Origin of the sequence: Vibrio sp. M260112 (genome assembly GCF_036533775.1) — a bacterium.
Classification (GTDB): Bacteria; Pseudomonadota; Gammaproteobacteria; order Enterobacterales; family Vibrionaceae; genus Vibrio.
Genome location: NZ_JATABH010000003.1, coordinates 28,956 through 55,071, shown reverse-complemented (window position 1 = coordinate 55,071; position 26,116 = coordinate 28,956). Strand labels below are relative to the sequence as shown.

General features: G+C 45.5%; 20 protein-coding genes and 1 other annotated feature. Of the genes, 7 read left to right on the top strand and 13 right to left on the bottom strand.

Going from position 1 to position 26,116, the window contains the following annotated elements; all coding sequences use genetic code 11:
• Nucleotides 1-155: 155 nt before the first annotated feature.
• Genes thrC through thrA form a run of 3 tightly spaced genes read right to left on the bottom strand, consistent with a single transcriptional unit; the run spans nt 156 to nt 4,868 of the window.
• Complete coding sequence (gene thrC / locus QTN95_RS02295) at nt 156-1,439, bottom strand: threonine synthase (protein WP_331416188.1); 1,284 nt, start codon at nt 1,437-1,439, stop codon at nt 156-158.
• The gene (gene thrB / locus QTN95_RS02290) at nt 1,436-2,392 is read right to left on the bottom strand and encodes a homoserine kinase (RefSeq protein WP_331416245.1); all 957 of its coding nucleotides are present in this window, start codon (nt 2,390-2,392) and stop codon (nt 1,436-1,438) included. Before thrB ends, thrC begins: the two co-directional genes overlap by 4 nt.
• Before the next feature lie 16 nt (nt 2,393-2,408).
• Nucleotides 2,409-4,868, bottom strand: coding sequence for a bifunctional aspartate kinase/homoserine dehydrogenase I (gene thrA, locus QTN95_RS02285; RefSeq protein ID WP_331416187.1), 2,460 nt, complete (start codon nt 4,866-4,868; stop codon nt 2,409-2,411).
• Nucleotides 4,869-4,896: 28 nt separating this feature from the next.
• Nucleotides 4,897-5,016, bottom strand: a sequence feature (Thr leader region).
• A 284-nt stretch (nt 5,017-5,300) separates the two neighbouring features.
• Here thrA and QTN95_RS02280 point away from each other — a divergent pair.
• Nucleotides 5,301-5,762 (top strand): hypothetical protein, encoded by a 462-nt coding sequence (locus QTN95_RS02280; RefSeq protein ID WP_269376548.1) that lies wholly within the window; start codon nt 5,301-5,303, stop codon nt 5,760-5,762.
• On the opposite strand, the gene QTN95_RS02275 is transcribed toward QTN95_RS02280, so the two are convergent.
• Complete coding sequence (locus tag QTN95_RS02275; RefSeq protein ID WP_331416186.1) at nt 5,759-6,244, bottom strand: putative 4-hydroxy-4-methyl-2-oxoglutarate aldolase; 486 nt, start codon at nt 6,242-6,244, stop codon at nt 5,759-5,761. The two genes, QTN95_RS02280 and QTN95_RS02275, sit on opposite strands and share 4 nt — an antisense overlap.
• A gap of 86 nt (nt 6,245-6,330) precedes the next feature.
• A complete protein-coding gene (locus tag QTN95_RS02270; RefSeq protein WP_331416185.1) occupies nt 6,331-6,585 on the bottom strand; it encodes a DUF3293 domain-containing protein in 255 nt (84 codons plus the stop codon).
• A gap of 325 nt (nt 6,586-6,910) precedes the next feature.
• Here QTN95_RS02270 and arcA point away from each other — a divergent pair, with 325 nt between their 5' ends.
• Nucleotides 6,911-7,627: a two-component system response regulator ArcA gene (arcA, locus tag QTN95_RS02265; protein WP_138971825.1), complete on the top strand. Its 717-nt coding sequence runs from the start codon at nt 6,911-6,913 to the stop codon at nt 7,625-7,627.
• A gap of 108 nt (nt 7,628-7,735) precedes the next feature.
• On the opposite strand, the gene hldE is transcribed toward arcA, so the two are convergent.
• The 3 genes from hldE to QTN95_RS02250 form a co-directional block, all read right to left on the bottom strand.
• The gene (gene hldE / locus QTN95_RS02260) at nt 7,736-9,166 is read right to left on the bottom strand and encodes a bifunctional D-glycero-beta-D-manno-heptose-7-phosphate kinase/D-glycero-beta-D-manno-heptose 1-phosphate adenylyltransferase HldE (RefSeq protein ID WP_138971826.1); all 1,431 of its coding nucleotides are present in this window, start codon (nt 9,164-9,166) and stop codon (nt 7,736-7,738) included.
• 60 nt (nt 9,167-9,226) lie between these two features.
• On the bottom strand, nt 9,227-12,067 hold the full coding sequence (gene glnE, locus QTN95_RS02255; RefSeq protein ID WP_331416184.1) for a bifunctional [glutamate--ammonia ligase]-adenylyl-L-tyrosine phosphorylase/[glutamate--ammonia-ligase] adenylyltransferase: 2,841 nt from the start codon (nt 12,065-12,067) through the stop codon (nt 9,227-9,229).
• Nucleotides 12,068-12,179: 112 nt separating this feature from the next.
• Nucleotides 12,180-13,436 carry a methyl-accepting chemotaxis protein gene (locus tag QTN95_RS02250; protein WP_331416183.1) on the bottom strand — a complete coding sequence of 419 codons (1,257 nt, stop codon included), beginning with the start codon at nt 13,434-13,436 and terminating at the stop codon, nt 12,180-12,182.
• A gap of 110 nt (nt 13,437-13,546) precedes the next feature.
• Between QTN95_RS02250 and QTN95_RS02245 the strand changes: the two genes are divergently transcribed.
• Nucleotides 13,547-14,308 (top strand): potassium channel family protein, encoded by a 762-nt coding sequence (locus QTN95_RS02245; RefSeq protein ID WP_331416182.1) that lies wholly within the window; start codon nt 13,547-13,549, stop codon nt 14,306-14,308.
• Nucleotides 14,309-14,338: 30 nt separating this feature from the next.
• Here the strand turns inward: QTN95_RS02245 and QTN95_RS02240 are convergent, their stop codons facing one another.
• Nucleotides 14,339-15,856 carry a CYTH and CHAD domain-containing protein gene (locus tag QTN95_RS02240; RefSeq protein ID WP_331416181.1) on the bottom strand — a complete coding sequence of 506 codons (1,518 nt, stop codon included), beginning with the start codon at nt 15,854-15,856 and terminating at the stop codon, nt 14,339-14,341.
• Nucleotides 15,857-16,062: 206 nt separating this feature from the next.
• On the opposite strand from QTN95_RS02240, the gene QTN95_RS02235 reads away from it, so the two are divergent.
• From QTN95_RS02235 to QTN95_RS02225, 3 genes are all read left to right on the top strand, one after another.
• Nucleotides 16,063-16,743 (top strand): TIGR00153 family protein, encoded by a 681-nt coding sequence (locus QTN95_RS02235; RefSeq protein ID WP_171052190.1) that lies wholly within the window; start codon nt 16,063-16,065, stop codon nt 16,741-16,743.
• 132 nt (nt 16,744-16,875) lie between these two features.
• Nucleotides 16,876-18,135, top strand: a complete 1,260-nt coding sequence (locus QTN95_RS02230; RefSeq protein ID WP_138971832.1) for an inorganic phosphate transporter — start codon at nt 16,876-16,878, stop codon at nt 18,133-18,135.
• A 173-nt stretch (nt 18,136-18,308) separates the two neighbouring features.
• Nucleotides 18,309-18,920 (top strand): TIGR04211 family SH3 domain-containing protein, encoded by a 612-nt coding sequence (locus QTN95_RS02225; RefSeq protein ID WP_331416180.1) that lies wholly within the window; start codon nt 18,309-18,311, stop codon nt 18,918-18,920.
• Between the two features lie 49 nt (nt 18,921-18,969).
• Here the strand turns inward: QTN95_RS02225 and QTN95_RS02220 are convergent, their stop codons facing one another.
• A complete protein-coding gene (locus QTN95_RS02220) occupies nt 18,970-19,743 on the bottom strand; it encodes a general secretion pathway protein GspB (protein WP_331416179.1) in 774 nt (257 codons plus the stop codon).
• Nucleotides 19,736-21,358: an ExeA family protein gene (locus QTN95_RS02215; RefSeq protein WP_331416178.1), complete on the bottom strand. Its 1,623-nt coding sequence runs from the start codon at nt 21,356-21,358 to the stop codon at nt 19,736-19,738. Before QTN95_RS02215 ends, QTN95_RS02220 begins: the two co-directional genes overlap by 8 nt.
• An 88-nt stretch (nt 21,359-21,446) precedes the next feature.
• On the opposite strand from QTN95_RS02215, the gene QTN95_RS02210 reads away from it, so the two are divergent.
• Nucleotides 21,447-22,667: a multifunctional CCA addition/repair protein gene (locus QTN95_RS02210; RefSeq protein ID WP_331416177.1), complete on the top strand. Its 1,221-nt coding sequence runs from the start codon at nt 21,447-21,449 to the stop codon at nt 22,665-22,667.
• Between the two features lie 357 nt (nt 22,668-23,024).
• Here the strand turns inward: QTN95_RS02210 and eno are convergent, their stop codons facing one another.
• Both eno and QTN95_RS02200 read right to left on the bottom strand, forming a co-directional pair.
• On the bottom strand, nt 23,025-24,323 hold the full coding sequence (eno, locus tag QTN95_RS02205) for a phosphopyruvate hydratase (RefSeq protein ID WP_331416176.1): 1,299 nt from the start codon (nt 24,321-24,323) through the stop codon (nt 23,025-23,027).
• A 77-nt stretch (nt 24,324-24,400) separates the two neighbouring features.
• Nucleotides 24,401-26,041: a CTP synthase gene (locus QTN95_RS02200; RefSeq protein WP_331416175.1), complete on the bottom strand. Its 1,641-nt coding sequence runs from the start codon at nt 26,039-26,041 to the stop codon at nt 24,401-24,403.
• Between the last annotated feature and the right edge of the window lie 75 nt (nt 26,042-26,116).

The following is a 26,116-nucleotide window of genomic DNA, read 5'->3' as shown; positions in this document are numbered from 1 at the left end:
TTTTCTTTTAAATTCAGATAATTAAACTCAAATCTTAGCCAGCGCTGCCTGCAACTTTCGACTCGCTCATCACAAGTTCCTCTCGCAGGACGAAGTCCGTTCTCGATTCGAAGCGCTCTAAAAAAACAAAGGCCGCCTGAGCGACCTTTGCTAACTTATTTCTGCACTCGACGCAGGACTTCTTTCAATGCATCGAAATCATTGGCGAGGTCTTCAGACAGCAAATCCATCACTGCATGTTTTGCTAGCGGGCCTGGCAGGTCAATATCTGTACCTAAAATATCGTCAACCACTTCCTTGAACTTCGCTGGATGTGCTGTACATAGGAATAACCCTGTCTCACCTTCTTGAAGCTGCTCTTGCAGCACTCGATAGGCGATCGCACCGTGCGGTTCACACAGATAACCTTGTTGGTACAGCTCTTTTACTGATGCCGCGCTTTGCTCATCACTCACCGCACCTTTACCTAACGTCTCTAAGCCCCAATCTTTCACTTGGCATAGCTCTTCGATACGCGGCCAGTTGTTTGGCTGACTCACATCCATCGCGTTTGAAGTGGTTGCAACCGTTGGTTTTGGGTCCCACTTACCCGTTTCTAAGTAACGTGGCACGGTATCGTTCGCGTTAGTCGCAGCAATGAAACGCTTAATCGGCAAACCTAGAGCTTTTGCTAACAAACCGGCTGTCAGGTTACCAAAGTTACCACTTGGTACCGATACCACGAGGTTTTCACGCTGCTCTTTGCTTAGTTGAGAAGCGGCCTCAAAGTAGTAGCAGATCTGAGCCATTAGGCGGCTAATGTTAATTGAGTTAGCGGAATTTAAGCCAATCTCTTCACGCAGAGCGGCGTCATCGAAAGCTTGCTTAACGAGCGCTTGGCAAGCATCAAAATCACCATCGATAGCAACCGTGTGGATATTGTTGCCAAGCGTACAGAATAGCTTTTCTTGCAGAGGGCTGATTTTGCCTTTCGGGTAAAGGATAACAACGTTGATATCTTCCATCCCATAAAAAGCGTGTGCCACTGCCGCACCAGTATCGCCAGACGTTGCTGTCAGAATCGTGATTTTACCACCATTAGAAACAGCAGCTAACGACTGAGCCATAAAACGGCCGCCGAAATCTTTAAACGCTAGAGTTGGACCGTGAAACAGTTCAAGGGCATAAACACCCTCTTTTACTTGCTTGATTGGTGCAGGAAATTGGAACGCTGCATCAACCATTGAATTTACTTTTTCTTCTGCTAACTCATCACCAATAAGTGCTGAGAGAATCTTAGTACTACGTGAAACAAAGTCTTCAGCTAAAAGCGCATCTACATCGTCAAACTTAGGCAGTTCTGATGGAAAAAAAAGGCCTTGGTTACGACCTAACCCTTGGCGCACGGCTTGGCCAAAGGATACTTGTTCGTCATTTTCTTTTATGTTGTACAGCTTCATAGCTCACTTCCTGTTACGTTCGAACCTTGCTTGTTGAGACGACAAACATGGACGAATCCTTCTTCATTTTGTACGTAGTTTTGTTCAAGCCAGCGTGCCACACGCTCAGCGACATCTTTATCTTTACAAATACTAAATAGCGTTGGACCACTACCCGAAATACCCGTCGCCAAAGCACCGGCTGCTACAGCGTATTTACGCGCTTCAGCAAAACCAGGTAACAGTTTCTCACGATACGGTTCAGCGATCACGTCTTTGATCATTTTCGCTGCCAGTTCAGGCTGATTAGAGTGGCAAGCATGTATAAAGCCAGCAAGATGACGACCGTGGGCGATAATGTCCTGACGGCGATATTGTGATGGCAGAATTGCACGCGCTTCGGCAGTCGAGACCTTGATTCCCGGATAAGCCATTACCCAATACCAATTGTCAAAACATGGCACTTCTTGACTGATAATGCCTAACTCTTCCAACATCAACTGTACGCCGCCAAGGTAACATGGTGCGACATTATCGTAGTGAACACCACCAGATATCTGTCCTTCCATTTCCCCCATTAATGCAAGCAACTCAGTTTCGTTGAGAGGTTCCCCATGGAAACGGTTGAGCGCATCCAAAGCAGCCACAATGGAACAAGCACTTGAACCTAATCCTGAGCCAATAGGCATATTCTTTTCTAGAGTCATCTCTAGGGGCAAAAGATCTTGACCTTTCTTGTCTAGCTCGCGAGCAAATACACGCCAGCAGTCATAAACAATATTCTCTTTCGGGTTTTCAGGTAGTTTTGAGACAAAGCTACCTGCTGTTTTTAGGCTAAACGGCTCATCGCCTGATTTAACCATAACTCGGTCACCCAGTAGCGTGCCATCAATGGGGGACACGGCCGCCCCCAAAACATCGAAACCAACGCTCACATTACCGATTGACGCAGGAGCATAAACAACGACATCCATACCTCGACTCATTTCTTTATACTCCTAATTTCCAACCTAATGTACGCATCACATCAGCAAACACACCTGCCGCTGTCACTTCAGTACCCGCACCGTAACCTCGTAATACTAATGGAATTGGCTGGTAGTAACGGCTGTAAAACGCCAACGCATTTTCACCATCTTTAATCTTAAACATTGGGTCGTTTTCATTGACCGCCGCAATGCTTACTCGACATTCACCATCCGAGATTTCACCCACGTAGCGTAGCACTTTTCCTTCTTCGGCTGCTTGCGCAGAAAGTTGTTGGAAATAAGCGTCTGCTTGAGGTAAACGCTGCATAAACTCTTCTATAGTGCCTGAGTCATCAAAGCCTGGTGGCAGAGCTTGATCAACAATGACATCTTCCAGTTCTAAGTTCATACCGGCTTCACGAGCAAGAATCAGTAGTTTACGTGCTACGTCCATACCCGACAGGTCATCACGTGGATCTGGCTCTGTAAAACCACTCTCTTTAGCAATATTCGTCGCTTGGCTAAGTGTCATACCTTCATCCAACTTACCGAATATAAATGATAGTGAACCAGACAAGATGCCACTGAAACGTTCCAGTTCGTCACCCGCTGAGATAAGATTCTGTAGGTTTTCAATAACAGGTAGACCCGCACCAACGGTTGTTTCGTACATCAATTTGCGGCGTGAGCTACGCGCAACATCACGCAATTGATGGTAGTAAGACATACTCGCGGTGTTCGCTTTTTTGTTCGGCGTAACCACGTGGAAACCAGCAGCTAAGAAGTCAGCATATTGATTCGCGATTAATTCACTAGAAGTACAGTCAACCAATACTGGGTTGATAATGTGGTTGCGTTGCACCAGCGAGATTAAGCGTGCCAGACTGAACTCTTCTGACGCATCTTTCATACGATCACGCCAGTGTTCAAGTGGAAGCCCTTCGCTATCCAACAGAAGTCCTTTACTGTTTGCCAAACCACAAACTCGTAAGATGATGCCTTTTTCAGCCAGTTTCGCTTGCTGACGATCAATCTGATCCACCAGTTCGCCACCCACACCACCAACACCAACCACAAACACATCGAGGAAGTGTTTTGAATTGAATAGGTTTTCATGACAGGCTTTGATGGCTTCTGAAATCTTATCTTCTGGGATCACTGCTGAGATAGCACGCTCAGATGAGCCTTGAGCAATCGCAACAATATTAACGTTAACTTCGGCTAACGAAGAGAAGAATTGAGACGCAACACCACGAGAAGTGCGCATTCCATCACCCACTAACGTTACGATCGCAACATCATTAAGGAACTCAACAGGCTCCAACAGACCATCTTTCAGTTCAAGCTCAAAAGCATCACCAAGCGCTTGCTCTGCGATTGCCTGATCTTGAGCTTCTATACAGAAACTGATGCTGTACTCTGAAGAAGACTGAGTAATCAAAACGATCGATACTCCCGCTGAGGACATCGCACCAAATACGCGGCTAGCCATGCCAACCATGCCTTTCATACCAGGGCCAGACACGTTAACCATAGTCAGGTCGCTGAGTGTGGTAATACCCTTGATCGCTAGGTTATCTTCACCCGTGTCTTGGCCAATGAGCGTCCCCGCACCTTGTGGGTTAAAACTGTTTTTGATCAGACAAGGAATATGGAATTGGGCAATCGGCGCGATGGTCTTAGGATGCAGTACAGACGCACCAAAATACGAAAGCTCCATCGCCTCTTGGTAGCTGAGAGATTTTAATAAACGCGCATCCGCTACTAAGCGAGGGTCACAGTTATAAACGCCATCAACATCAGTCCAGATTTCACAACAATCGGCACGAAGACACGCGGCCAAAACGGCTGCTGAGTAGTCCGAACCATTACGTCCTAGCGTCACTAACTCGCCTTCATCATTACCAGCAGTAAAGCCAGGCATGATGTTTACACGGCCTTGTGGAAGAGGATTCTGACGGAAGTTTTGAGTAGAGATTTCAACATCAACCATCGCTTCAAGATGATCACCACGAGCAAATAAGTATTGCACTGGGTCGATCAGACTGGCTGGTTGGCCTTTCGCCTCTAATACCGCTTTCATAAGCTGAATAGAAACTCGTTCACCTTTACTAATGATACGTGCGTTGACGTTGTCAGGGCACATACCCAGCAAGTTTATACCATGAACGAATTGGCGCAGCTGAGATAGCGATGTTTTAACTTGATTGTCGTAAGCACTGCCATTGATGTTCGGCAGCACTTGCTTGATGTCTTGGTAAAGGTCGCGGAAAGAATCCTCAAGCTCGGCGATTTGCAATTCTGCTTCGCCATTTTTTAGCGCCCCTTCAATGACAGAAACTAATTTATTGGTCGTCTTGCCTGGTGCTGAAAGCACGACTGCGACTTCTTCTTGTTGAGCATTATTAGCAATGATATCTGCCGCTCGTAAAAAACGATCAGCATCGGCTAATGATGATCCTCCAAACTTTAAAACTCGCATCCCTTCCTCCAAATGTCTTAAATTGACATAAAAAAAGGCCTGTATCTTGTGGGATACAGGCCTTATTTATGATTTTCTTTCGCTTAGCAGCCTGCCCCAACAATAGCGATGTCGGTAATAATAATGGTAGTGGTCATTACTAGGCTTTGGTGCTGCATAAAATTAGTTTTCTATAACAATGTGTGTTTGCTTACCCATACGTTTAACCTATTTTTCATCTTCACGTCAATGAAAAGTTACTATTTTTTGTTCACACGCCGACTCTGCAGTCTTTACACAATGTGACCAACTTTCTCATAATTCCAACAACCAATGAAACCATAGGCACATATCATAATAACTAATTGCTATATAAAAGTTGCATCTAGTCCGGAAGTTTTATGCTTTAATTAATTTTGCAGTGGAATGCAGACGACAGCAAAGGAGTGGCGTATGAAAACAATATTTAGCCTATCAGTGCTACTTTGCGCCTGCTCGTCATTTGCTGCTGAGTTGCCCGTACTCCCTTCCCAACAAAACGTTTCACCACACAAGCTTTTTATTTCCAGTACAAATGACAACAATGACTTTGATTCATGGAAAATAGACGGTGGTTATTCTTATAACATTTTCAGCAAGGTCGACCTGTACGTAGGTGCTCGCTTAAACAATAGCGAACGAGCAAACGAGACCGGTTTTTTGAGTGGCGTAAGTTACCAATTGACACCAAGATTCTCGGTAAAAAGTACCCTTCACTCCTACAGTGATGACACTCTGAGTGATGGTAAAGAATCGACAATTGCAGCAGAAGTTTCGAGTCGTATGAAGCTGACTGAAAATCTAGATATTCATGCCACTCTCGACTATCAAGAGTGGCAGAAAGGGATTGAAGTTGGTCTTGGATTTCGCTTTTAGTTCCAATCTAACAATTCAGTAGACATTAAAACACCATTCCAATCGGCGTAGATGTAATCACCTGGCTGAATCATTTGGTTGTGTATTGTTAAGGTGACGTTGATTTCACCGACATCGCGTTTTTCTGTCTTAAACGGGCAAGCACCCAAGGCTTTAACCCCTAAATCCATTTCGGCCATTGCAGCAACATCGCGTACAGCACCATTAACGATGACACCTTCCCAATTATTATCAATCGCAAGAATAGCTAATTGATCACCAAGCAAAGCTCTTTGACATGAGCCATGCCCATCGACCACCAGCACTTTGCCTGTACCATCCTGACTGAGCATTTCACGAACCTTGGAATTATCGTGATAGCAACGAACAGTGACAATTTCGCCAAAGAATGCATCCTTGCGACCGAAGCTATGCAATGGCAGCTCGAGCAAGGTGACTTTATCCGCATGTTTATCACAAATATCAGGGGTCATATCTTTCATTTTTCCTCCTTGAACTTCTAAAAAGTAAATCCTTTATCTGCAACGGGATCGCCAGTCACCAAGCAACACCGTTGTCTGTTTTTGTTCTAGGCACGAGATAAGGTAAAGCTTATCTCTTCGCACAACGAGAAATCCTCATTGCCAACATTGACCGACATACAACAAGTATGGCCTATTTCTGCTGCTAAGTACTGATTATTTCGATAATTCTCGTCCGGTGAGAGCCAAACGCTACTCGGATTCCAAGCTGTTATGATGGCAAAATTTTCGTACTTGATCTTACCTTCGAAACGAAAATAGGGATCACAATAGGCTTGCCATAGCTTTGCATCAATTATCATAAAACCAACAGTTTTACATTTACTGGACACTATTAATATTTGTTACATTCTAACTCTTGATATAAATCAACAAAGTGATTGGAATTAACACTTCTACGTTGTTAGCATGCTGTTAACATTATAGAATCCGCCTCAAAGACTAGTAGGATTCAGAGGATAAAGGACCTCTAAGGGTAGAAAAGAAGTACCACGGATGGCGGGCAATCAAAGAGAGTGTATTTTTACAGTCTTTGGTTTATTATCAACATCACATTACCTGTATGTTATGTTTTTGCCTAGAATTTATTCTATTAGCACAAATTTTTCACAAGTTTAGGTACCGCCAATGCAAACCCCGCACATTCTTATTGTCGAAGATGAGCAAGTAACTCGTAACACTCTTAAGAGTATTTTTGAAGCAGAGGGATACGCTGTTTTTGAGGCCAGTGACGGTGAAGAGATGCACCAGGTGCTGTCTGATAACCAAGTTAACTTGGTCATTATGGACATTAACCTACCAGGCAAAAATGGTCTATTGCTAGCTCGTGAGCTACGTGAGCAAGCTAACGTTGCGCTAATGTTCTTAACAGGCCGCGACAACGAAGTTGATAAGATCCTTGGCCTAGAAATTGGTGCTGACGATTACATCACTAAGCCATTCAACCCGCGTGAATTGACTATCCGTGCTCGTAACCTACTAAGTCGTTCGATGAATTCAAGCGTCGTTAGTGAAGAGAAGCGTAGCGTAGATAAATACGTTTTCAACGGTTGGGTTCTGGATATCAATAGCCGCTCACTTGTTAGTCCAAGTGGTGATGGTTACAAACTACCTCGCTCAGAGTTCCGTGCACTACTGCACTTCTGTGAGAACCCAGGTAAGATCCAGACTCGCGCTGACCTGCTTAAGAAGATGACTGGCCGTGAGCTTAAGCCACACGACCGTACTGTTGACGTAACCATTCGTCGCATCCGTAAGCACTTCGAATCTGTTTCAGGTACACCTGAAATCATCGCAACCATTCATGGTGAAGGCTACCGCTTCTGTGGTGACCTAGAGGACTAATTCACCTCTGAATCAATTAGTAAAATGGAGCCAAATGGCTCCATTTTTCTTTGTTATAAAAAATGCTCACCGGACTGGTGAGCATTTTGTTAGCAATGGATAGTAAGGTTAGCCCCTACCACCTTTAATCGCATCAATGATTTCAGTCGTTGAACATCCATCTTCAAAGTTAAGTACTTTAACCTCACCGCCGTTGGCAATTACTTCCTTACCACCAGCAATATCTTCAGGTTTGTAATCACCACCTTTCACCAGCAGATCTGGAAGCACTTCTGAAATTAAGCGCTGTGGAGTATCTTCACCAAATGGCACAACCCAGTCCACTGCACCTAAACCTGCAAGTACAGCCATACGGCGATCCGTTGGGTTCACAGGACGACCTGGGCCTTTTAGGCGTTTTACTGACTCATCCGTGTTGACCGCAACAATAAGACGATCACCCAATTGTGCTGCATGGTTAAGGTAAGAGACGTGACCTGCATGAAGAATATCGAAACAACCATTGGTCATCACAACCTTCTCACCACATGCTTGAGCCTTTTTAACCGCTTCAATGAGGGCATGCTCAGAGATAACACCAAAATCGGTGTCTTGACTTCCATGAACGGCTTCAGCCAATTCAATAGTCGAAACGGTAGAAGTGCCGAGTTTACCAACAACTACGCCCGCAGCAGCGTTTGCAAGCGCACACGCTTCATCTAGAGGCTTACCAGCTGCAACAGAGGCAGCGAGAACAGAAATAACCGTATCTCCCGCACCTGTCACGTCGTACACTTCTTTTGCTTGTGTTGGTAAATGGAACGGCTCTTGACCACGACGAAGCAGCGTCATGCCATGCTCACTGCGAGTAACAAGCAGGGCTTCGAAATCAAACTGTTCAATTAGCGCTAAGCCCTTCTCAACCAACTCATCATTCGACTTAACTTTACCGACGACATGCTCAAATTCCGCCATGTTTGGAGTCAGTAGAGTCGCGCCACGATAGCGTTCGAAGTCCGCCCCTTTTGGGTCGATGAATACTGGCACGTTTGCAGCGCGCGCTTTTTGAATAAACTGCTGTACGTGCTCCAAAGCACCTTTAGCGTAGTCAGACAAGACAACTGACTTCACTTTTGGTAGCGCTTGCTCCATACGATCCAGAATAAGCTCAGCATCAACATTTTCAAACTTGTCTTCAAAGTCGAGACGGATAAGTTGCTGACCACGGCTAAGAACGCGGAGTTTAGTGATAGTTGGGTAGTTTGGCAGTCCCACAAAATCACATTTCACTTTCAATGCAGAGAGAGTTTCGTTGAGAACTTTGGCAGGTTCATCAATCCCTGTTAAACCAACGATATGAGCATGTCCACCAAGTGAGGCAATATTCATCGCTACGTTAGCAGCACCACCTGGTCGCTCTTCGTTATTTTCTACTTTAACTACAGGTACTGGAGCTTCAGGTGAAATACGGCCTGTAGGGCCATACCAATAACGATCTAGCATTACATCGCCGATAATTAGCACACCAGAATCACTGTAGTTCGGTAGGATTGGCTTCATTGTGGATCTCCAAATTCTAATTCGGGCAAGAGTTTAACATAGTGTTTTAGTGGTCAAAACCTATTCGAGCCACTCGTGCCATAGTTTAGTCACCAATTCACGTTCATTGATGAATTTATCTTCAGCAACATCTGCATCAAGGTTCAAAAGATTACGATGATGGATTTGGTCACGCATGGTGGTATAAGCACAGGTCAATGCCATCGCATCCTGCTCCTCCATGATGCCTTGTGCCATCATACTCTCAAAGATTCGAACGTTATCACTCCAGCGGGTCAGTTTTGGTTTTTGCTGACTAAATCGCAGTACAAGGTACTGAGCGAGAAATTCGACATCCGTGATGCCTCCTGGATCTTGCTTGAGCATAAAGCGACCTGCCTTTTTCCCCCCCAGATGGTCGCGCATCTTCACTCGCATCTCAGACACTTCTTTCCTCAAAGTGGCTTCGTCTCGTTCAAGTGAAAGAATTTCATGGCGGGTCTTTGCAAATGCCTGCTGTAATAATTCGTCACCATATATCATTCGTGCACGAACGAGCGCCTGATGTTCCCACGTCCAAGCTTCTTCTCGTTGATATAGGTCGAACGCATCACTAGGACTGACCAGCAAACCAGATGCACCAGAAGGACGTAAGCGAGTGTCCACTTCGTACAAGATCCCTGAAGCGGTTCGGGTTGAGAATATATGAATGATTCGTTGTGCCAGTCTGAGATAAAACTGGCGGCCATCGATTTCTTTCTTACCATCGGTATATACAGTAGCCGGGCAGTCATGCATAAAGACGATATCTAAATCTGAGTTGTAGCCTAGCTCCCAACCACCAACCTTGCCATAGCCAATGACGGCAAAGCCTTTTCCACTCCGTTCTTTAAGATGAGTCGGCTCTCCATACTTTTCAGCCATCTGCAACCACGCCTGCCCAACCACCGACTCAACAATCGCTTCCGCCAAATAGGTTAAGTGGTCACTTACTTTCATTACCGGCAGTGCACCCGCGATATCGGCTGCGGCGATACGCAAGATACAAATCTGCTTAAACTGGCGCAAAGCTTCCATCTGTTGCTCCATATCATCTTCAGGGATACGGGCCAAAAAGTCTCGCAACTCAGTGCGGTAACTCTCCAGTGGAATCGGGTTATACAATTGTTGTGGGTCGATCAACTCATCAAGCAAAATCGGATAGCGCCCCAACTGCTCGGAAATCATTGGACTGGCCGTACATAAACGAACTAACTGGGTTAACGCAGCATTGTGCTCATCCAACAGCTCAAGGTACGTTGTTCGCGTAACAATGTTATGCAATAAGTGCAGCACTCGAGGCAAACCAAACTTGGCGTCTTGATGAGAGTAAATAGCAGCGAACACTTTTGGCATCAAGCGATTAAGAACTTCACGGCCACGTGGCCCGAGGGTCTTTTTCGCTAAATCTTGCTTGAATTGCATGATGGTACTGGCCATAGTCTGAGGCGATTCAACTGCCATATCCTGTTCAAGAATGTTCTCGATAACATCTTGTTTTGCCGCCATATCCCATAGTTCAACAAAATGCTGAGCAATGTCTTGCTGTTCTTCTTCATCGTCTCCGATCAGCGCAGCAAACACGCCATGTACATTCGCCATGTGCGTTTCTACATCCGCGATAAGATCTGCCCAAGCGCCGTACCCCATAGCAACCGCAAGCTGCAATCGCTCAGTTTCACATTCAGGAAGAGTCTGAGTTTGTTTGTCTGCCATCGCTTGAAGCAGGTTTTCCAATCGACGTAAGAATTTGTAGGCCTCTCTTAAAGCCTGCGTTTCTGGTTTCGTAAGTAGCTCTAACGCTTCAACGGCATCAATCGTGACGAGCAGTCCGCGCTGACGTAGACTTGGCTCTCGGCCACCTCTTATCAACTGAAATACCTGGGCAATAAACTCAATCTCACGTATACCACCAGCACCGAGCTTAATGTTATTGCTGAGACCACGACGGCGAACCTCGCTGCTGATCATCGACTTCATGCGTCTAAGAGACTGAATCGCACTGAAATCGATATAGCGACGGAACACAAATGGGCGCAGCATTTGACGCAATTCTTGATATTGCGGGTACATCTCACTGCCCATGACCCGTGCTTTAATCATTGCGTAGCGTTCCCAATCACGCCCCTGCTCCTGATAGTAGTCCTCCAAAGCAGCGTAGCTCATTACCAACGGACCACTGTCACCAAAAGGACGCAGGCGCATATCAACCCGATAACAGAAACCATCAAAGGTCTGCTGATCAAGGGCTTTAATGATGCGCTGGCCTAAACGAGTAAAAAATTGAGCGTTCGCAATACTGCGGCGTGTTCCTTGCGTCTCACCATTTTCTGGATAGGTAAAGATCAGATCGATATCGGAAGAGAAATTGAGCTCTCCTCCGCCAAGCTTACCCATGCCAATGATTAGCATTGGCTGAGCCTCACCCTGAGCATTCATCGGCGTTCCCCACAGTTCACAGCAAGCATCGTACTGCCAATGATATGTCTCGAAAATCATCGCTTCGGCAAGCTGGGATAAATGAGTAAGGCTCTCTTCTAGTGACCACGAAGCGGTGAAGTCACGCCACGCAATATAAACCATTTCTCTGTTGCGGAACTGTCTCAGGACTCGATGTCCCTGCATTTCATCGCTGCATTCACTCAGCATACTGGCCAATCTTTCTCGGTATTGCTCGTAGCGCGAATTCTCTGCCAACATATGTGGCAACAATTGCTGAAGTTGCTCATCTGCCACCAAGGTATTACAGACAAACTGACTTAAACCTGCGACGTAGCTAAGTTGCTGGGTCAAAGAGTCAGGCCAGTGTGAAATTGCATCAGATTGAAATAATGAGTCGGTTGCAGACTGGGAGATGGAGACAAGACTTTCTGGCAGTTGCATGATTCTTCCTTGTGATAGAAATACCAGTTGAGTGAAAGGTAACGCTCTATTTATACCAATAAAAAACGCCCACTAGTAGCAAGTGGGCGTTTATTGCAATTAAGTTGAGAAGCTACACCTTAAATGAAGTGATTTTCTTATCCAGTTCCTCAGCATTTTGCTGCATGATTTCTGATGTCTCTAGCAACTCGGAAACCACGGTGACCGATGCTTGCACCAGCTCTCGCACATTCGTCAGGTTTTGACTCATCTCTTCCGCAACACTGCTCTGCTGACCTGCTGCGGTGGCGATTTGGAAGTTCATATCATTGATTTGATTGACCTGACTCACGATACCATCCAATTCGCTACCCGCGTTGGTCACCAATTCCACACCTTCAGCGGCTTCAACCACACTCTTTTCCATCAGTTCAACCGCAGAGTTGGCACTTGTTTGTAGCTGAGAAATCATCTCTTGGATTTCGACAGTCGCCTGCTGAGTACGCTGAGCAAGGTTGCGCACTTCGTCGGCAACAACCGCAAAGCCTCGACCCGCTTCACCCGCACGTGCCGCTTCAATCGCGGCGTTGAGCGCTAGCAAGTTAGTTTGCTCAGAGATCCCTTGAATGGTACCAACCACACTACCAATGGAATCGACACTCTCTTCTACTTGATTGACAGCCTGTGCTGAAGCTGAAATATCTTTAGAAAGTTCACTGATTTTCAAGACCGTATCTTGAACAAAGCGTTGACCTGTCTCGGCTTGTCCAGACGCACTTTCAGTCAGTGATGAAGCGTTTTGAGCGTGGCCAGCAACAGTTTGGACCGTTGATGTCATTTCGCTCATCGCCGTGGCTAGCTGATCAATCTCATTAAACTCTTCCTGCGCAGACTCCTTGGTTTCGGACATACTTAATGCCATCACTTCCGTCAGTCCTGCGAGCTCTTGAGACGCATCGATTTGCAAGCGGATCATTTCCTGTAGCTGAACGCGGGTTCTTTCAAGCTCACGCGCAACATCACCATATTCATCCTTACATTCCATCTCAATAGGAACAGAAAGGTCTCTGGCCGCCATTAATTTAATTGACTCGCTTAGGTATTGGGTTTGACGTAACATAACCCGTGCAGCGAATAAAAGGAGAACGACGAAAACAACAATCATGGCAACAGTTTGCCAAGCCACCTGTACTAGGTAAGCTTCATAATGCTGTTGCGCAACTTGAGCGTCTTGAGTTGCTGCAAGAAGAGCGTCGTAGAAGACACTCGCATCCCATAGTTGCTTTCCGATGATCAGTACTGTACTGAACACCATTAGCATCACCATTTTAGGAACCAGTCGAATATCCGTGATAACTCGTTCCCACGGCTTAAATGCCATCTTGGTCATTGTCCGTTCTCCAATAAATGAAATTTTTTTGATTTCAGTGCTTTATACTAGAGTGATGCGGAGACTCCACTCCCTCGAACGCGCTGATTATGATTTTTTTCGAGCCTCGTATGAAAAGAGATATTACCAAAGACGACACTAAACCGATGAGCTTGTTGTCACTGATCCTGTCATTTATGGCGCTATTTGTGATCTCGGGCTTATTGTTCTTTCCACTCACCCCAGAAACTCGACAAGTTTTTATCGGCTTAGACTTTATTATCTGTAGCATTTTCATCCTACAACTCAGCATAGATATAATCCGTGCGACAGATCGTGTGCAATTTTTGAAACGTCATTGGATCGATTTTCTTGCCAGTATTCCAATGGTAGAACCTCTTCGCTTTGCGCGCATATTTCATATCATGCGTGTCATTTTGGTTATTCGATCTAGTCGCTACTTGTTAAAGCAACTTCTCAGCAATCGACGTGAAACGACGCTTGCTTCTATCCTATTGCTTATGGTTGTACTGCTGACGGTTGGATCCAGTATGATGCTGTTTATTGAAGGTTCGGATCCTGATGCCAATATTCAGACAGGTGGGGATGCCCTGTGGTGGGCGCTGGTGACGATCTCTACGGTAGGATATGGCGATCATTACCCGGTTACCAATAGCGGTAAGTTGCTGGCATCCGGTTTGATCATATGTGGTGTCGGCCTATTTGGTATGATCACAGGTTTGATTACCTCGTTGATCACTTCGCCAAATAAAATCCAAACAAAACGCTCTGAGAACAAAGAGCGATTGCTGGTCGAACTGGTCGAGAAACAAGATGAGATTCTAAAACGTTTAGACCGACTCGAGCAGCAACAATCAAAACGGGAGCCATAAGGCTCCCGTTGCTTTTACGTTATTTACTGATTAGCTTTGCCAATATGGCTGAGCTTCAATACAAATGACTCGAGTCTGCTCCATAGCATGAAGTATCGAGCTTTCTTGTCGTGCCAACCAACGCTCGAGTTGTTCACGCTCTTCGCCTTCTAGCTTGTCCACTAATTGCTCTAACGTTTTTAGCTTTTGCAGGTCATCCGTACCATGCAATAGATCACTCCAAGGCAAACGGAAACCGTTGCGCTCATCAACATCAAACAGGCTAGCAAAGCTAACACCGGTATATAGATTACGCATCAAACGGTATTGCTGCTCAATGTAGTCTTGGCTAGTTAGGTTGCGTTCTGGTGGGAAAGCTTCCATCAACTCAGCCCATGTGCGATCAAGTTGCTGTATTGAGAAATGCTCAATATTAAGTGTCATTTTTTCGCGAGACTTATCATCAAGGAAAGGCTGCCAACCGCGAGTCAGGATCCAGCGACTTAAATCTAACAACAAGCCAGTATAACGTGCTGAATTCAGTAACTCCAAAACTTGTTCACGACTCGGTAGCTGTTCTTGAAGCAGTTTCAGTTCACTGACAAGAAACTTACGCGCATCGAGTTTACGTAGCGCATGGCCTTTGTCATCAAGCAGATCTTCGAGGTAGTCGTAATCATGTAACCACTCAAGTTCTTGCTCAAGCCATTTAAGCTCTTGGCGCAAAATAGCACTTGCACGACGAGGAACCACACCACCGTAAACCGTTAAAATCTGTCGAATGAAGCTGAGCGAATTTTTTATCTCATGCACCGCTTCTATCGAATCACGCTCTGAATAGATCTGTTCATGGTAATGCCAATGAGAAAGAGCATGTTCTAAAGAGTTGATAAAACACGACTCAACGGTGTCATTCTTATTCGTTGCAACTAAGGTTAACGGTTTTACTTCGTCCCCCGTGTAGCCCATCGCTAAACGGTAGCCTTTGGCTGCTTTGCTCAAATTGCCTAAGCGCATACCGCCATCTTCAGAGAAGCTACGAGCCAGTGTAAATAACGCATCGGTCTGTCCGGACTTTAGCTCGAGCTCAACTTCGCAAATCGGATCTTGCTTACCATTGGCTTCGACCATGCCTTGGTCAAACGCAACCTCAACTTGGCTACCATCAGGCATACCAATCAACCATTGCTCTCGGGTGAAATTAGTAGAGAAAAGAGGCTGAAGCTCAGACTGTAGCGTGGCGATATCTTTTCCTGCCGGCCAAATATCGCCCGGGTGAAGGGCTAATTGCGGGTCATTGCTGTCATGTTCAGCATTGTACTCCGGTCTCTGGTGCAATCCTGCAACCACACGACCTGATGTTTTCACCGTCTGAACATAGACGTCATCAAAACGGCGAATCCTTAGACCAATATCGTGCTGACGAAGCCAGTTATCCGGCGTATCAAAGTAAGTGTTACCTAACTCTCGACAGCTGTGCTGAAGTACTTTTGTTTCAGAAATCTTGTCTCGTAAAGTGTCTGAAAAATCGGGAGATACAAAAAACTTCAGTTCTATCTCGGTTTCCATAGTTATACCTTTCAAAGCAGATAGAGACAGGATATTGCCAATTTTCTTACTCGGCAAGAAAGAAATATCGACTTAATGATGATCTAAAACAGTTTTAATGATGGATTTAATGAGTTAACATGCGCGCCTTTATAGCCATCGTTCAACATTTCGCCATGAAATGGTGTATGTTAGTTTTTAGGTTATATTAATTGGGTTGAATGACCATGCCAGTAAATACAATTATGGGGCTATTTGCAAAGTCCCCTATTAAACCTTTGCAGCGCCACGTTGTGTGTGTAAATGAATGTTGCTCACACCTAATCAACTTTTTCGAAGTAAGTTCAAAAGGGGATTGGGAGAAAGCATCTGAAATTCGTGCACAGATTTCTCATCTTGAGAAGGAAGCCGACGTACTTAAGCGCGAAATTCGTCTAAAACTTCCTCGTGGTTTGTTTATGCCAGTGGATCGCAGCGACATGCTTGAACTACTGACACAACAGGACAAACTCGCAAACCTTGCAAAAGACATTGCTGGCCGAGTTTATGGCCGTCAATTGACTATCCCTGCACCTCTTCAAGAGAATTTTATTGCGTACGTAAGACGTTGCCTAGACGCAGCTGAACAAGCGCAAAAAGTTATCAATGAGCTTGATGAGTTATTGGAAACTGGATTTAAAGGCCGCGAAGTAACGCTTGTGGCTGAAATGATCCACCAACTGGATGTGATTGAGGACGACACAGACGCGATGCAGATCCAACTTCGCCAACAACTAATGGCGATCGAGTCGGATCTAAATCCTGTTGATGTGATGTTCCTTTACAAAATTCTAGAGTGGGTAGGCGGTATTGCTGATCAGGCGCAACGTGTTGGTGCGCGTCTGGAAGTAATGTTGTCTCGCTCATAAATATAAGTTAACCAAATAACGAAGAGCATCTAACTAGTTCACACCCCTTATAGGCGATAAATACTGACGCGCTGAAGGGGTTTCGTCGTTCTTAATTTTTGCTCCGCTTGTTATCAACAACTAGGTATTACGATGGATATCCTTGCGAACTACGGCACTGTCCTGATTATTATTGCAGCAGTCTTTGGCTTTATGATGGCTATCGGTATTGGCGCAAATGACGTAGCCAATGCGATGGGCACATCTGTAGGGTCAAAAGCGCTAACCGTCAAACAAGCAATCATCATTGCGATGATCTTTGAGTTTGCTGGTGCATATTTAGCAGGTGGTGAAGTAACCGACACTATCCGTAAAGGCGTAATTGAAACGTCCCTATTTGCTCACCAACCTGACGTACTTGTCTTCGGTATGATGTCAGCGCTTTTAGCTGCTGGTACATGGCTACTACTCGCTTCTTACATGGGTTGGCCAGTTTCAACGACTCACTCAATCATCGGTGCAATCATCGGTTTTGCGTGTGTTTCAGTAGGTACAGAAGCGGTTGACTGGAGCAGTGTTCAAGGCATTGTAGGTAGCTGGATTATTACTCCTGTTATCTCTGGTTTCTTTGCTTACGTAATCTTTGTCAGTGCACAACGACTGATATTCGATACTGAAAAACCTCTGTTTAACGCTAAACGCTTCGTACCTGTTTACATGTTCATTACCACTATGGTAATTGCTCTGGTTACGATTAAGAAAGGCCTTAAGCACGTTGGTCTGCACCTATCCAACGGTGAAGCTTGGATGTGGGCAGCCATTGTATCTGCAATCGTAATGGCTGGTGGTTACTTCTACATTCAGAAGAAATTTGCTAGCCGCGAAGATGATCATGGCTTTGCTGGTGTAGAAGGCATCTTCAGCGTTCTGATGGTTATCACAGCTTGTGCGATGGCATTTGCTCACGGCTCAAACGACGTCGCTAACGCCATTGGCCCTCTATCTGCGGTTGTATCAACAGTGGAGCACATGGGTGAGATTACAACCAAGAGTACGATCGCATGGTGGATTCTACCACTCGGTGGCTTTGGTATTGTTGTTGGTCTTGCGACTCTTGGTCACAAAGTAATGGCAACGGTTGGTACTGGTATTACAGAACTAACACCTAGCCGTGGCTTCGCCGCTCAGCTTGCTACTGCATGTACTGTAGTACTAGCGTCAGGTACTGGTCTGCCAATCTCTACCACTCAAACACTCGTTGGTGCTGTTCTAGGTGTTGGTTTTGCTCGCGGTATCGCAGCACTTAACCTTGGTGTTGTGCGTAACATCGTTGCATCTTGGATCGTTACACTGCCAGCAGGTGCGCTATTGGCAGTCGTATTCTTCTACGCGATTCAAGCGATGTTTGTTTAATCAATGACGTCAGTGATGTGTTAACTCACTGTCATTATTGACTCAAAACCGCATAAAGGGAGGCTAAGCCTCCCTTCTTTGTTGCAGTCATCTCAGAAACTACTTACTATTTGGCTCTAGAATTATATAGATAATGGGTTTGCAGACCCTCTTAGACTGTTAAAGGATTTACCGTGAAAAAACTGGTTTGCTTCGTTTTGGCCTCGCTGCTTGCTGTGCCAGCGGCATTTGCTCAAGACCGTTATATTTCTGATAAGCTTTTTACCTATATGCACTCTGGTCCAAGCAACCAATTCCGCATTATCGGCAGTATTGATGCTGGCGAAAAAGTAAAACTACTGTCGACAAACAAAGACTCTGGATATACAGAACTTCAAGACAGCAAAGGACGTAGAGGCTGGATTGAAAGCCGATTCGTTACTAATCAAGAAAGCATGGCTTTACGACTACCTAAGCTTGAAGATGAGCTAAAAGACGTTAAAGAGAAGCTGGCGAATGCTCGCTCAAATGCTGATCAAGAAAAAGCGGGATTAGTCGATTCTCTAGAAACTCGTAACCGTCAGATCAGTGAGTTAGAACTAGGCTACAACGAAATGAGCCAACAGCTATCCGCTTCTCAGGAAGAAGTTCGCAAACTGCGTGCGAAACTGGATACACAGAAAGATGACTTACTACTGAAATACTTTATGTATGGCGGTGGCGTTGCAGGTATCGGTCTACTGCTTGGCTTGATTCTGCCACATATCATTCCACGCAGAAAACGTTCTCCATCCGGTTGGGCGTAAGTAGAACAGAAATTAACAAGGTCACGATGTCGTGACCTTTTTTAATCAGTTAACCTTTCCAATCATATAAGGCAGGCACTTCTATCAACTCGCCCTTGTAGCGAATCCGACAGGCTTGCTGCTCGATCGCCACCAACTCAACATCCGCGCTAATCCAGTCACCTTCACTGTACTCTACCCCATTTACCTTAACCCAACGCTTATCGGCTCGGCTCGAGTAGACATGCGTCTGAAAGTTCATTGCTGGCAGTTTTCCATACCAACTATCAGGCTGTTGTGACAGGTTTGACACTCGGTCATCCGAGTTCACTGGCTCAACTTGAGGGATTGTATTAACGGCGCTTGCAAACCGTTGCGCCAGCTCTGGTGATAGACCTGACAAATCGAGACCTGTCAACAGATCGGTTTGATCTGAAGCTACACTTTGAACGGTGTTTCCAGCCTTCCCGAGTATCTCATCAGGCAGAGCGTCATCGTCTATTTCACCTTCGGTAACGTTAGACACTCTATCATCACGCTGAGAATAGGTCGCAGCCAGAGGCCCAAAGTCTGGCGCTTTTTCAATCTGGTATTCGAACGGAACTTCAATTGATACCGTCTCACTAACATTGGATTCAAGCCAAGCTTGTTTTTGTGACTGATAGGTATGAATAACGACTAGACCCGCTATCACCATAGGCGGAACGAATGCTATCGAGAAGTATCGCAACCTGCCTATAGGCTGTGGCTGCGTCGTCATGACAGGAGCCAACATTGGCGCTTGCATGCCAGTTGAGCATCGGCTTCGCTCTGAACTTTTGAGTTGTCGCATAACCTTAGACATCGGTATTTTCCTTATCCACTGTTAGTTTGGGTCTATCTGGCTGAGATAACATCTCCAGTAAACGCAAGGTCTTTTTCCCTGCAATACCATCCACTGTCAGCCCTTTCCAACGTTGAAATAGTTCGACTTTCTCTTTTAGCTGTTGATCAAATACAAACGTCGCCGATTTTGGCTGCCCGAGAGCTTGAGATATAAACTGGTCAAGTATTACTACCTTCTCACCTTGCATACCTGGCTTGAGCGTTTCGTCCCAATAACCGCGCCAGATATGCCGATATTCACCATGCCAGATGCTTTCTAGCCATTGAGTATCAAACGCCACCAGCTCATTATTGACCAATAACTTTGCTTTGCTGTTCGAAAGCGCATAGAGAACAGCAAAACGAGCCTGTCCATCAATATTCAGAGTGAGGACGACAGGTGTATTGAGTTCAATAAGCTCACTTAATGTGCCGTTCGCCAGTTCACAGCGGAACTGGGAATTGCCATTATCCAAACATAACTGATCCAGTACTGAAGCCCGATAGCCCCATACTCGATAAAGATCCGAAATCGCCTGCTCCTGATCGCTCGCTTGCGCCAACTGTGCTTTAAGCTGTTGAGGAAATACCGTCGTTATGTGTTCAACGTTTTCAACCCTTGGATACTGTTGTTGCAATAACTCAGAGATAGTCGAGCTCACTAGGCTAGGCGTCATTAAATAGACCATCACAGAGAGTAATCCACCTACGCTCATCGCCGTCATGTACTTAGCGATGCGTGGCGGTGGATGGCTGCCAATAACTGCCGAGGTTTGAACAGACGCGGTTTGAAAACTCATCACTTCATCGCAAGCCTGTTGAACAGTCGTTACCGTCGGGTGATTTTCTCCATTCGCATACGCACGCTTTAAACTTGCATCACAGACGAGGTTGATTAATCTCGGTATTCCTTGCGTGTTACGCGCGATGTACTTAATTGCATTGGCAGGCAATAAGTCAGGGGGGCCACCTGCAAGAGTAAGCCGGAATCGAATGTAATCTCGAGTTTCATCGCTACTTAACGGGAGCAAATGGTATCGCCCCGTAATACGTTGAGCTAGCTGCCTCAGCTGTGGCATCTGTAGCTTAAGTTGTAGCTCCGGTTGTCCGATTAAAAGGACTTTGAGAAGTTTCTGACTCTCGGTTTCAAGATTCGTCAGCAACCTTAGCTGCTCAAGAACATCCGCAGATAAATGTTGTGCCTCATCAATCACCAGTAAGGTCTGAATCCCCTTAGAGTGATTATCCAGTAAGAACTTATGAATACGTTGGTTAAGCTGCTTAAGTGACGCTTGCTGCGGATAATCCAGCTCAAACTCATCACATACCGCTTCAAGCAACTCAATATCAGAAAAGGTAGGATTGAGGATTAACCCAGCCTGTGTTGTCTCTGCTAGAGTATTTAGTATTGAGCGAGCGATGGTCGTTTTACCTGTACCCACTTCACCAGTAAGCATCGCGAAGCCACCGCCTTCTCCAAGCCCGGCTTGAATTTGAAAAATGGCTTCTTTATGGCGGCGACTTTGAAATACAAAACGAGAGTTAGGCACAATCGAAAATGGTAGCTCTGTTAGCGCAAAATATTGTTGATACATACTTCTCGTCTCTGGGAATTTGTCGCTAAGGAAAGTACCATTGCTGGCACAAATAGCCAATGACATTATAGATAAAAGGGAGAGCTAGGTGCAAAGATACCTTGTTGGTGGTGCAGTCCGCGATCAGTTACTCGAGATCGACATCTATGACAAAGATTGGGTCGTGGTCGGTGCAACACCCGAACAACTACTTGAAAAAGGCTATACCGCTGTCGGTAAAGATTTCCCTGTATTCCTTCATCCTAAAACGAAGGAGGAACATGCCCTTGCCCGCACCGAACGCAAGATTGGTTCGGGATATACTGGATTTGAGTGTTACTTTGCCGCCGATGTGACTTTAGAAGAAGATCTCCTGCGCCGAGATCTTACTATCAACGCGATGGCACAAGATCCTGATGGCACCATCATCGATCCATTCAATGGTCAAGCCGATCTAAGAGATCGTATTTTGCGCCATGTCTCTAGTGCCTTTACTGAAGATCCGTTGCGCGTGTTACGCGTCGCTCGCTTTGCCGCTAAGCTTGATCATTTGGGGTTCAGTGTTGCTGATGAAACTTTAACGCTAATGCGCCAAATCGTACATTCTGGAGAATTGAATAACCTTACTCCCGAGCGAGTTTGGCTTGAATGGCAAAAGTCTCTTTCAACCCCCAACCCACAAGTATTTTTATCTGTATTAAGGCAATGTGGTGCTCTTAGCGTATTGCTTCCTGAACTTGATGCCCTATTCGGTGTACCTCAGCCAGAAAAATGGCATCCAGAAATAGATACCGGTATTCACACGTTAATGGTCGCTAAGCAAGCAGCCTTGCTCAGCAACTCGTTACCTGTGCGATTTGCAGCGCAAGTTCATGACTTAGGCAAAGGTGTCACCCCTCCTTCTGAATGGCCTAGCCATAAAATGCATTGCCACACAGGACTAAAGTTAATTAAGCAGTTATGCGAACGAGTGAGAGTGCCCAACGAATATCGTGACCTAGCATTGATGGTTTGTGAACAGCACTCAAATATCCATCGTGCAGCTGAGCTTCGCCCTGAAACCAAACTCAAAGTGCTTAATAAGTTCGATGTATGGCGCAAGCCAGAGCGCCTACAAGACATTCTACTGTGCTGTATGGCCGATAGCCGTGGCAGAACAGGCCATGAAGAGATTGATTACCCGCAAAAAGCGGTTTTTGAGCAAGCCTACCAAGCGGCATTATCTGTCGACGTCCAATCAATCATTCAGGATGGCTTCAAAGGTGCGGATATTCGAGAAGAGATGGAAAAACGCAGAGTTACGGCAATTAAAGAACTAGCCGCTAACTAGAATATGAGCTCTTTTAGGCAATAACTCTTACCAACCCTTTCGACAGCAACACGGTCAGAACGGCTCATTGTTCTTAGAGCCTTAAACGCAAAATGCCTCACTAAAAAGTGAGGCATTTATTAGAGCTTTAAGCTAATAATTCAAACTATGAATTATTGACCTTTAACTTCTTTTAGACCGTTGAAAGGAGCGCGCTCACCTAGAGCTTCCTCGATACGGATTAGTTGGTTGCTTTCTTTTAGGTATAGCAGCAACACGGTCAGAACGGCTCATTGTTCTTAGAGCCTTAAATGCAAAATGCCCCACTAAAAAGTGAGGCATTTATTAGAGCTTTAAGCTAATAATTCAAACTATGAATTATTGACCTTTAACTTCTTTTAGACCGTTGAAAGGAGCGCGCTCACCTAGAGCTTCCTCGATACGGATTAGTTGGTTGTACTTAGCAACACGGTCAGAACGGCTCATTGAACCAGTTTTGATTTGACCTGCAGCAGTACCTACCGCTAGGTCAGCGATAGTTGCATCTTCAGTTTCGCCAGAACGGTGAGAGATTACAGCTGTGTAACCTGCGTCTTTAGCCATCTTGATTGCAGCTAGAGTCTCAGTTAGAGAACCGATTTGGTTGAACTTGATAAGGATAGAGTTAGCTACGCCTTTCTCGATACCTTCAGCAAGGATCTTAGTGTTAGTAACGAATAGATCGTCACCTACTAGTTGCAGCTTGTCACCTAGTAGTTCAGTTTGGTGCTTGAAGCCAGCCCAATCAGACTCGTCTAGACCATCTTCGATAGAAACGATTGGGAATTGGTTAGCTAGCTCAGCTAGGTAGTGGTTGAACTCTTCAGAAGTGAACGTTTTACCTTCGCCTTTCATGTTGTAGATGCCAGCTTCTTTGTCGAAGAACTCAGATGCTGCACAGTCCATAGCTAGAGTAACGTCTTTACCTAGTTCGTAACCCGCAGCTGCAACAGCTTCTGCGATAACTTCTAGAGCTTCAGCGTTAGACTTAAGGTTAGGAGCGAAACCACCTTCGTCACCAACTGCAGTGCTGTAGCCTTTAGACTTAAGAACTTTAGCTAGGTTGTGGAATACTTCTGCACCGATACGTAGACCTTCTTTAAGAGTCTTAGCACCAACTGGTTGGATCATGAACTCTTGGATGTCAACGTTGTTGTCTGCGTGCTCACCACCGTTGATGATGTTCATCATTGGTAGAGGCATAGAGAACTGACCAGCAGTACCGTTTAGCTCAGCGATGTGCTCGTATAGAGGCATGCCTTTAGCCGCTGCAGCAGCTTTAGCGTTCGCTAGAGATACAGCTAGAATTGCGTTAGCACCGAACTTAGATTTGTTTTCAGTACCGTCTAGCTCGATCATGATAGCGTCGATTGCAGCTTGGTCTTTAGCATCTTTACCAACTAGAGCTTCAGCGATTGCACCGTTTACAGCTTCAACAGCTTTAAGAACACCTTTACCTAGGAAACGAGCTTTGTCGCCGTCACGTAGCTCAAGAGCTTCGCGTGAACCAGTTGATGCGCCAGATGGAGCAGCAGCCATACCTACGAAACCGCCTTCTAGGTGTACTTCAGCTTCTACAGTTGGGTTACCACGTGAATCGATGATTTCACGACCTAGAACTTTAACGATCTTAGACATTGAATGTTTCCTTCTCGTTGAATATATAATGTCAAAATTAAAGGCAGCAGCACTACTAACGCTACTGCCTGTATCCTTTACTTCTCTAATTCGCCACGCTGGAATTCACCAGCTGCTTTAACGAAACCTGCAAATAGTGGGTGACCATCGCGAGGTGTAGAAGTGAACTCTGGGTGGAACTGAGCCGCTACAAACCATGGGTGAGCTGGGTTCTCAATAACTTCTACCAGTTTCTTGTCCGCTGATAGACCCGATACTTTCAGGCCTGCCTTTTCAATTTTTGGACGAAGATTGTTGTTCACTTCGTAACGGTGACGGTGACGTTCATGGATCGTCGCGCTACCGTAAAGTTCGTAAGCTTTAGTCCCTTTCTCTAGGTGACACAGTTGTGAGCCTAGACGCATAGTACCACCAAGATCTGATTTCTCAGTACGCTCTTCTACGTTACCTTCGCCGTCAACCCACTCAGTGATTAGACCAACAACTGGGTACTTAGTCTCTTTGTTAAATTCTGTTGAGTGTGCACCTGCCATGCCCGCCACATTACGTGCGTATTCGATCAGTGCCACTTGCATACCCAAACAAATGCCTAGGTAAGGTACTTTGTTCTCACGAGCGTATTTTGCAGCAAGAATCTTACCTTCAATACCACGATCGCCGAAACCACCAGGAACAAGAATCGCATCAAGACCGTGCAGAGCTTCTTCACCTTTAGTTTCGACATCTTGAGAATCAACGTACTTAATTTTCACGCTTAGGCGGTTCTTAAGACCTGCGTGTTTCAGTGCTTCGTTCACTGACTTGTATGCATCTGGCAGTTCGATGTACTTACCAACCATACCAATAGTCACTTCAGCGGTTGGGTTCGCTTCTTCATAGATAACCTGTTCCCATTCAGAAAGGTCAGCTTCAGGTGCAGAAATACCGAAACGAGCACAAACAAGATCGTCTAGACCTTGAGACTTGATTAGTTGAGGGATCTTGTAGATTGAATCTACGTCCTTCATAGAGATAACTGCTTTCTCTGGAACGTTACAGAAAAGAGCAATCTTCTTACGTTCGTTCGCAGGGATCATACGATCTGAACGACAAACAAGAATATCTGGCTGGATACCGATCGACAGTAGCTCTTTTACAGAGTGCTGAGTCGGTTTAGTTTTCACTTCGCCCGCTGCTGCTAAGTAAGGAACAAGAGTTAGGTGCATGAACATTGCGCGCTCACGGCCTAGTTCTACCGCTAGCTGACGAATAGCTTCCATAAATGGTAGTGATTCGATATCACCAACCGTACCACCCACTTCAACGATAGCAACATCATGTCCTTCAGAACCAGCGATTACGCGGTCTTTGATAGCGTTAGTGATGTGAGGGATTACCTGAATCGTTGCACCTAGGTAGTCGCCACGACGCTCTTTACGTAGTACGTCAGCGTAAACACGACCTGCTGTGAAGTTGTTGCGCTTGGTCATTTTAGTACGGATGAAACGCTCGTAGTGACCAAGGTCAAGGTCAGTTTCAGCGCCATCTTCAGTGACGAACACCTCACCGTGCTGAGTCGGGCTCATTGTGCCTGGATCAACGTTGATGTAAGGGTCAAGCTTCATCATAGTCACTTTAAGACCACGAGCTTCTAAAATAGCCGCAAGAGATGCTGCTGCAATACCTTTACCTAGAGAGGATACAACCCCGCCAGTAACAAAAATGTAATTTGTCGTCATGTTTAACCTGAAATTGGTTGAATGAGGGAAAATGGATTTCTTCTGGACGGGATATAAATATACCAGAAGCCCTTT

Excerpts from the sequence above, each read along its gene's own strand:
- QTN95_RS02275 (WP_331416186.1), bottom strand. The coding sequence starts at position 6,244 with ATGAAAGATATGACCCCTGATATTTGTGATAAACATGCGGATAAAGTC.
- thrB (WP_331416245.1), bottom strand. The coding sequence starts at position 2,392 with ATGGATGTCGTTGTTTATGCTCCTGCGTCAATCGGTAATGTGAGCGTT.
- QTN95_RS02220 (WP_331416179.1), bottom strand. The coding sequence starts at position 19,743 with ATGTCTAAGGTTATGCGACAACTCAAAAGTTCAGAGCGAAGCCGATGC.
- glnE (WP_331416184.1), bottom strand. The coding sequence starts at position 12,067 with ATGCAACTGCCAGAAAGTCTTGTCTCCATCTCCCAGTCTGCAACCGAC.
- QTN95_RS02250 (WP_331416183.1), bottom strand. The coding sequence starts at position 13,436 with ATGACCAAGATGGCATTTAAGCCGTGGGAACGAGTTATCACGGATATT.
- QTN95_RS02240 (WP_331416181.1), bottom strand. The coding sequence starts at position 15,856 with ATGGAAACCGAGATAGAACTGAAGTTTTTTGTATCTCCCGATTTTTCA.
- arcA (WP_138971825.1), top strand. The coding sequence starts at position 6,911 with ATGCAAACCCCGCACATTCTTATTGTCGAAGATGAGCAAGTAACTCGT.
- thrC (WP_331416188.1), bottom strand. The coding sequence starts at position 1,439 with ATGAAGCTGTACAACATAAAAGAAAATGACGAACAAGTATCCTTTGGC.
- QTN95_RS02270 (WP_331416185.1), bottom strand. The coding sequence starts at position 6,585 with ATGATAATTGATGCAAAGCTATGGCAAGCCTATTGTGATCCCTATTTT.
- QTN95_RS02215 (WP_331416178.1), bottom strand. The coding sequence starts at position 21,358 with ATGTATCAACAATATTTTGCGCTAACAGAGCTACCATTTTCGATTGTG.
- hldE (WP_138971826.1), bottom strand. The coding sequence starts at position 9,166 with ATGAAGCCAATCCTACCGAACTACAGTGATTCTGGTGTGCTAATTATC.
- QTN95_RS02280 (WP_269376548.1), top strand. The coding sequence starts at position 5,301 with ATGAAAACAATATTTAGCCTATCAGTGCTACTTTGCGCCTGCTCGTCA.
- QTN95_RS02235 (WP_171052190.1), top strand. The coding sequence starts at position 16,063 with ATGCCAGTAAATACAATTATGGGGCTATTTGCAAAGTCCCCTATTAAA.
- QTN95_RS02245 (WP_331416182.1), top strand. The coding sequence starts at position 13,547 with ATGAAAAGAGATATTACCAAAGACGACACTAAACCGATGAGCTTGTTG.
- QTN95_RS02230 (WP_138971832.1), top strand. The coding sequence starts at position 16,876 with ATGGATATCCTTGCGAACTACGGCACTGTCCTGATTATTATTGCAGCA.
- thrA (WP_331416187.1), bottom strand. The coding sequence starts at position 4,868 with ATGCGAGTTTTAAAGTTTGGAGGATCATCATTAGCCGATGCTGATCGT.
- QTN95_RS02200 (WP_331416175.1), bottom strand. The coding sequence starts at position 26,041 with ATGACGACAAATTACATTTTTGTTACTGGCGGGGTTGTATCCTCTCTA.
- eno (WP_331416176.1), bottom strand. The coding sequence starts at position 24,323 with ATGTCTAAGATCGTTAAAGTTCTAGGTCGTGAAATCATCGATTCACGT.